6 protein-coding genes are annotated in these 6525 nt (G+C 47.6%); all 6 read left to right on the top strand.

The features are described from left to right. Window positions 1-105 precede the first annotated feature (105 nt). On the top strand, window positions 106-531 hold the full coding sequence (locus tag QUB61_RS37090) for a hypothetical protein (RefSeq protein ID WP_333134525.1): 426 nt from the start codon (window positions 106-108) through the stop codon (window positions 529-531). Beyond that, the gene (locus QUB61_RS37085) at window positions 532-1044 is read left to right on the top strand and encodes a hypothetical protein (protein WP_333134523.1); all 513 of its coding nucleotides are present in this window, start codon (window positions 532-534) and stop codon (window positions 1042-1044) included. Window positions 1045-1204: 160 nt separating this feature from the next. Continuing rightward, window positions 1205-1468: a hypothetical protein gene (locus tag QUB61_RS37080; protein ID WP_333134521.1), complete on the top strand. Its 264-nt coding sequence runs from the start codon at window positions 1205-1207 to the stop codon at window positions 1466-1468. Next, window positions 1459-2013, top strand: a complete 555-nt coding sequence (locus QUB61_RS37075; RefSeq protein WP_333134519.1) for a hypothetical protein — start codon at window positions 1459-1461, stop codon at window positions 2011-2013. The genes QUB61_RS37080 and QUB61_RS37075 overlap by 10 nt, the downstream gene beginning before the upstream one ends. Window positions 2014-2365: 352 nt before the next feature. After that, on the top strand, window positions 2366-2770 hold the full coding sequence (locus tag QUB61_RS37070) for a hypothetical protein (protein WP_333134517.1): 405 nt from the start codon (window positions 2366-2368) through the stop codon (window positions 2768-2770). A gap of 136 nt (window positions 2771-2906) precedes the next feature. Next, window positions 2907-6525: DUF3987 domain-containing protein (locus QUB61_RS37065; protein ID WP_333190390.1), on the top strand; the 3619-nt coding region annotated here is incomplete at its 3' end.

Raw genomic sequence — 6525 nt, 5'->3', positions numbered from 1 at the left:
CTTGAGTTTAAGGAAGATTGTTGCGCGACTGACCAGCACTTGCAATGCTAGCCAAGTCACGACTTCCCCAAACCGTTCAAGGACAACGTTTGGAGCCTAAAAATTATGTCACAAAGCGACGGCTACCCAGAAGGGGATGCCGCAACTCTTATTGATGCGCGACAAAAACCTTTGGTAAGTCGTCGCAGAATCGAACATTTAAAAGCTCTCGCCTATGATTGCGGCCTTACCCCTGAAGAAGCTCGCAAATATGGAAAACTCACGGCGACAAAAACTTGGGAAGCGTTGCTATCGGAACACGGACTAGAGTTTGAGCCCAAATCTGAAATCATCAACGACATAGTAGCGCCCGGTAATAGTGGGCAAACTCACTCAATCAATTTATTGGAGTGGGTGAATTTGTCACAACTATTAGCAGTTTCAGCAGCCACCGCGGGTCTAATTATTTTGCTGCTCAATCTGTGGCCTCGCATCAATCCGCTTAATCTGTTCCCGATCATCAAAATCACAATTCAAGTAGGAACGAAATAAATGAGCTTACAACTGCGACTGTTTGGTGGCGGTCAATCTGCTGCTAACAAAATTTCAACAGCCAACGACGGTAGCCACGCGATCGACAAATCTAAGGTACTCGCACAGACTGACACCGGGGCAATTACTCCAAACACTCCCGGCAATTTTTCAAGCATTCGCTCGGTTCCTGTTGTGCCTGACCCGCGCTACTTCGACTGCGAGCAAGCAGACAAGCTGAAGGAATTGGCAAAGGAGAAAACAGACGGCGCGAGGCAATCCAAGCGCGCTTACAAAGCTTTGACCAAAATTGAAGCTGCCGACAAAACTGTTCACAAAGAGCACCGCAAGTACGAGGGTGCGGTTGCTGAAAATGAGCTGGGCAAGAAGCGCGCTGATGTTGGGTTAGCTAAGAAACTCCACAGAATGCGCCCTGGTTACGCGCGACTAGGTTTAGGGATTGACAAGGCCGACTCCAACGCCAGGACTCGAATTGATGAGATTAAAGCCAAGCTGACAGGAGGGGCAGACTAATGGAAATTGACAAACTGTCTGAGGAATTACAAGAGCAGTTGCCAGAGGGATATTACTTTTGTCCTCGGTGCAATCGCAAAACTTACCACGAATATTTACAAAGCTTCCCTGAAGTTTTGAGGTGCTCGACCTGTATTGAATCCGAGGAGAATACAAACTAATGAGAGCGGTACAACTCGGTAATTATTTTATCGCCGGGTGTGCCGCTTCCTCCCTTCTGGGGTGGGTAGCGAGCTTGCATCCGATGGCATTTAGGGCGATTGCGTTTTTACTGGCGGTGCTGGCAATTGGCTGGTCTGGGGCGTGGCTCCTGGACTACTCTTTAAGCCAGTTTTTAAAGATATCAATTCAGCAATTGCAGGCAGTGCTAGTAAGCGTTCTAGCGGTTTTGATTGTCGGTTTGGGGGTATATCTATGCTCTTAAAGCTGATAGTTTTATCAAGCGCATCCCTTAGTCTTTGGTTGGCTCCTTTGGTAGCACTCGACAAAAAGATTGGGTGGCACAAAGGTATACAGGGCGCGAGTTTGTGCGCTGCTGTGGCTTGTGCTATCCGTGCTGGAAACCTTGCCCGCAAACTTGCTGGGGAATCTGACATTGAGGAAATTAAAGCCCGCGCCATTAATGCAGATGTGGTAGACGAAATCGCGACATCTGCCTACATTTCCCAGCAGCAGCGACAGCAGGAAGCAGAACAAATCCTAAACCCTCGTGAACACTTGGAACGCTCTCTAGCGCTGACCTATGGGGAGGATGAAGAATCAGAACCGATCGTTCAAAACCAGCTAGCTGAACCCAACCAGAACGGCTCGGAGAACGCTGAATTAGAACGGGCTGAACGAGCGCTGCAACTGAAGGCGAAGGGCTGGGGCAAAGCCAAGATAATCCTCGAAGTCTGGGGAGTGTCCAAAGGTGGCAGCCCAAAATATAAAGCTGCCGAGGCTGAGTATAAGCGCTTAGTCGAGGAGTAAAAATGCTTTATTTTGCCTCGAAATTTGCTTTTCCTGGAACTCTCTCCCTGTCTGCTTTTCTCTCCAAAAACTCACTCGTCGATGTATAAGGTCGATGTGGTAGAGACTGGCTAGGAAAACGAAGCAATTTTGGAAGTTGCTGACATGGGCATAAGTATTGGGCGATCACTTAAATGTTCCGAGATCGCACTGTACACCTGCAAGCCTTTCTAGCTCAAGGTTTCATGCACTTGGGTGTATTGCTCAACCCTAGGGTTGATCCGTACTACTTTGCATCAAGTGCTAATTGTCAGAATCCAGTTAGAGGTCAGTCAAAACTGCAAATGATTGAGATGAAATATACAATAGCTACATGGATATTATGGCGTTAGCAAAAGAACTCGAAAAATTACTTTGTCTTCCTTCGGCGGGCGACAAAGAATTTTCGCTTTGGAGGCGCCGTGAAGAAGTGTTGCGACAAGTGTCCCGAAATAGTTGGAGATTCTGGAAAGATGTCTGCCGTCTAATTAGAGGACAAATACGTGTTTTACTGAACTCTTCCTTTAGTACAAGCCTGTTTGCTGCATTGTTACTTGAGGATTTACTGGTCTATGCTTTTGTCTACGCATTTTTAGACAACGAGGTAGACCCAAGTAAGGTAAAACAGTCCAAACCAGAAGTCGGTCGCGCACCACCTAAGCGCTTTATCCCATTACCTGACGCCGAAATAGGGGGCTATGCTCGCAATGACAGCCTAACCGCACCCGCAATCAACTAGCGGGGCGGTGCCAATTACGCTTTAAACTTCCAAAAATCTAAACACCAAAAAACCGCTGCCTTCAATTGGACTCTGACTGCAACGGCTTTTGGAAATTAACTCACATTAAAACTCGCGTTCCGGCGAGAAGTTTTTCATGTATAACGATTCTACTTCGATCGACGGTAAAGTTTCAAGCACCCATGCTGCCTTAATCAATGCAATTTCTAAAATGCCTGCAGAATGGGCTTTGACGCCCTGCGTAGGGAAAAAGAATTTGTGGCCCAACTGGAATAAAGCCAAACTCGATCGCTCTCAACTCATTGAAGCCATCCGATCGCAAAAAAACCATGAAGGTAAAAAGACCGCATGGACGGGCGTGAGTATCGTTACGGGCCCGTTGTCGGGTGGCATTATGGCGATCGACTTCGATGGTTCGCTTGCCTTGACAAAATATTTTGAACTTAGCGGCGGGGTGCCGGCACCCGCGACAAAGCGTTGGACTTCGGGAAGGTCCGGTCATTTTCAAATTTTGCTGCAAGTGCCAAAGGATAAATGGGAAGGGTTGCAGCCCAAGAAAATTGAATTGGAAAATGGGGAGAAATTAGAACTCCGCTGGAATCAGTGCAGCACGCTGCCGCCCAGCATTCACCCGGATACTCAACAGCCCTACATCTGGAAAAATACCGGGGAAATTGCAGAGGCTCCCGAATTTGTTCTGGATTTGATGCGCGAGGCTCCAGCAGTGGAGTTGCCGAAAGAATCAGCGAGACAAAACACTATATATATAGATGTCGAAAAATCTCTCGTTGACATCCTTGAAAATGAAGTTTTACCGCGGCTCGACGCTGAGGAATTCTACGGCAGTTACTTAAAACTGAAATCTGCGGGGAAAAACTTAAAAGCCCTGTGCCCGTTTCATGATGAAAAAACTCCCAGCTTCAGCGTCACGCCACAAGAAAAAACTTTTCACTGCTTCGGCTGCGGTGTCGGTGGCGGGCCGGTCCAATTTTTGCATCAAATTAAAGGTGGCTCCGGCAGTCCGACCGGGAAAGAATTTGCAGAAGTGGTACGGGAGCTTGCGGGTAAGGTGGGAGTGCAGATGCCCGATCGCAAACAGCCAAGTGGTACGCGAAATCCATTACCTAACACCCAAAGTCCAAAATCCAATGTAATTACTCATCCCAAATTTGAGACCCCTGACGCTGCAAGCTTAGAACCAGAAATCGAAAAACTCTTTGAGCTAGACCTGAAGCGATCGCAAATTCAGATCAGAATTTCTGAGCTAGCCAAAATCTACCGACTTTCTAGTTCTGATATTTGGAAAATTTACAGAGAACAGGAACAGGAGCAAGAGCAAGAAGCCGATCGCCCGGACGTGGCGACAGAAATTGAAAGTTTGCTCAGTGCACATAAAACCTCAATCAAATTAACTGAGGTGTTGCCCGTGGGGTTGGCGCAACCAATTGAAAAATTGGCAACTATACTGAATTTACGATCGGAATGCTACCTCGCAGCTTTACTGACCCAAGTAGCAAGCTTGTTCAAAGTTGGGACAGAAACCATTCTTCGGCGCGATTCCGACTGGCGCTGCGTACCCAATTACTTCGCCGGCATCGTTGCCGAGGTGTCGCAGCTCAAGACGCCGATTCCCAAAGCAATTATTGATCGACCGATGCGAGTGTTGCGTGAACGAGCACAGAAGGAATTTGAGCAAGCCCAATTAAATTACGAAACTGAACTCAATAATTGGAAGGCTTCTAAAAAAGAGGAAGATCGGGGGCCTGAACCTAAGCCTCCAAAAATTAGGGTTTATATTTTTGACAAAACCACCGGCGAGGCAATAATTTACCAGCAAGCAGAATTTCCAGAGCAGGCGATGATGTTTTTCTGCGACGAACTTGCTGGAATGCTTAAATCTGCCAATCAGTACCGAGGTGGCAAAGGTTCTGATGAAGAAGATATGCTCAGTTTTTGGAATGGCACTGGTGCCACAGTTTTACGGGCATCAGGAGTGAGGGCAAGTGTAGAGGCTGTCGGTTTAAGTGTATTCGGTACAATTCAACCGGACGTGCTCGCAAGCTTGCTCAAGGATTGCTCCGACTCCAATGGGAAATTTGCTCGGTTCGATTTTGTCTTTCAGCCGCTGGCAGTGCCAAATTTACCAGAAGATGACAGCGGCCGTTTTGACCTGACACCGATGCTAAGCGACCTCTATCAAAAAATTGACGCTTTACCGGCTATTTGTTTCGAGTTCGACAAGCAAGCCAAGGAATATCACCGCGCTTTCACTCTTGCTTCCCACAGGCGACGGATGGTCGAACCGAAACAAGGAATTAGAGGTGCGCTCGGGAAAATGCCTGAGAAGGTAGGAAAACTGGCAACTGTAATTCACACCCTGCACTGCATTTTTAATGGGCAGCAAGTGACAAATCACATTCCCCGCAGCGCGGTAGAGGCGGCAGTAAGGTTTGTAAAATTTGCGGCCGATCAGGTGGCTTCGCTCTACACCGAATTTTCCGATCGCACAGCGCTGGCCCCTAACCTGACAAAAATTTTGCTGGCGGCAGAGCGCAAGGGAGGAAAAATTTCTCTTCGCGATGCTCAACTTGCATTTAATGGCAAAAATCGTCCGACAGCTCAAGTAGTTCGATTGTGGTTTGGAGAACTTGTTGCGCTTGGCTATGGGGTAAGTAAAAAATCTGGAAAAAGTTTGATTTTTCAAAATACCCGTGGAACAGTGGAACAGTTCCTACAATCACCCTCTAACTCAATCTCTGCAAGGGTTACAGCAACTGATCCAAGCTCGATCGGCGTGGAACAGTTCCACGAATTGTTCCCCCTGAAACCCGCACAGCATAAAGGTTCTGGGAGTATTGTAGGAACTGTTCCACCGATCGATCGTTTTGAAAAAAAAGCACCAACTGATGAGGATGCTAAAGAAAATTTGAGCAAAAAACACGCAGAAGCGGTGACAGTTCCTACAATTCCACCTCAAACGCCATCACCGCTTAGTTTTGAGGTGGATCAATTCGCGCCTACAGTTGGTGACAGTTCCTACAGTGGATTAAATGAGAATGAGGCGGATCTGTTGGGGATGATTCGAGCCGTTGTTTCAGAAAATCACGCTTACACCGCCCATCAAATTCGGGACATCTTAAAATCCGAGTGTGAGGCCGGCCACGCCGATCGCAAAAAAGTGTGGGGGGCCCTGACGGATGCCGAACAGAAAAAATTTACACAATTGGTACAGGTGGAAATTCCCGCAGAGGTCGGACACGTCATCGAATCGATGCAGATAATTTTGCATAGTTCTGACGATCCAAATGAAATCGATCACCTATTTCGGGTTTTCCCTGCTGAGGTCATCGATCGGGCGATAGCCTTTTTGAGAGCCGACGACAAACAGAAAATTTTGCACTGGATTGCAATTCGGGATTTAGCTGCGGGCTTGATAGAGGCGATCGCCGACGGGCCCGAAGCAATCCAAAAAATAGCCACTCAATATTCTCCAGAAGTTGTACGGGAAGCGATAGCCCGGATTAAAACTAAAGACCCCGACGCGGCTGAAGAAATCCGAGATGCGATAGAGGTCAGCTCTTCCACACAGATGCCGGAGAAAGTTCCCAGCCAGCAGGAAGTACAAACCCCCTCATCTGAAACGGTGGTAACGGCAGAAGAATTTGCCGAACAAATCAGAAAGGCGATCGCAAATGTTGACCGCTCGCTCGCTATTCAGGTTTGGGACGAGCTGAAGGCTAAAGCAAAAAGAAAGT

It is taken from the genome of Microcoleus sp. C2D2, from assembly GCF_036702495.1.
Lineage (GTDB): Bacteria > Cyanobacteriota > Cyanobacteriia > Cyanobacteriales > Microcoleaceae > Microcoleus.
This window is presented reverse-complemented; position numbering and strand designations above follow the sequence as displayed.

Excerpts from the sequence above, each read along its gene's own strand:
- QUB61_RS37090 (WP_333134525.1), top strand. The coding sequence starts at position 106 with ATGTCACAAAGCGACGGCTACCCAGAAGGGGATGCCGCAACTCTTATT.
- QUB61_RS37085 (WP_333134523.1), top strand. The coding sequence starts at position 532 with ATGAGCTTACAACTGCGACTGTTTGGTGGCGGTCAATCTGCTGCTAAC.
- QUB61_RS37070 (WP_333134517.1), top strand. The coding sequence starts at position 2,366 with ATGGATATTATGGCGTTAGCAAAAGAACTCGAAAAATTACTTTGTCTT.
- QUB61_RS37075 (WP_333134519.1), top strand. The coding sequence starts at position 1,459 with ATGCTCTTAAAGCTGATAGTTTTATCAAGCGCATCCCTTAGTCTTTGG.
- QUB61_RS37080 (WP_333134521.1), top strand. The coding sequence starts at position 1,205 with ATGAGAGCGGTACAACTCGGTAATTATTTTATCGCCGGGTGTGCCGCT.